The 480-nt window shown below is 76.5% G+C and carries 1 protein-coding gene; it reads right to left on the reverse strand.

Annotated elements, in window-relative coordinates:
• Positions 1-3: 3 nt before the first annotated feature.
• Positions 4-480, reverse strand: a 477-nt coding sequence (locus D7X74_RS42340) for a PKD domain-containing protein (RefSeq protein WP_120538502.1), incomplete at its 5' end; no start/stop codon positions are given.

Here is a 480-nt window from a genome sequence, read left to right on the forward strand (position 1 = left end):
GGGTCAGCGGCTCCGGCGGCGGCGGACGAGGCCCGCGACGAGGAGCGCGGCGGCGGGAATCAGGACGCCCGGACTCGCGGCGCAGCCTCCGCCTCCACCTTCCGAGTCTTCCCCGGCCGTGACGCCCGGCGTCGGAGGCGTGGAGGGCAGTCCCGGGCGCGGGTTGCTGGTGCCCGGGTCGGAGCCGGTGCCCGGGTCGCTCCCCGTGCCGGGGTCTTCACCGGTGCCCGGGTCGGTGGTGCCGCTGGCCGTCACGGTGACGACGGTGGTGGCGCTGACGGGCGTGGCGCCCTGGGCGGTGGTGGTCACGGTGTAGGTGCCCGGCTGGGTGTAGACGTGCTCCACCTGGAGGCCCTGGGCGGTGGCGCCGTCGCCAAAGTCCCACGCGACGGTGGCGCCCGCCTGTGAGGCCGTGGCGACGAACGCGGCCGTGTGGGGGGCGGGGCCGCTGGCGTTGCCGACGGTCTGTCTCGTATACAC

Source organism: Corallococcus sp. CA047B (assembly GCF_003612065.1).
Lineage (GTDB): Bacteria > Myxococcota > Myxococcia > Myxococcales > Myxococcaceae > Corallococcus > Corallococcus praedator.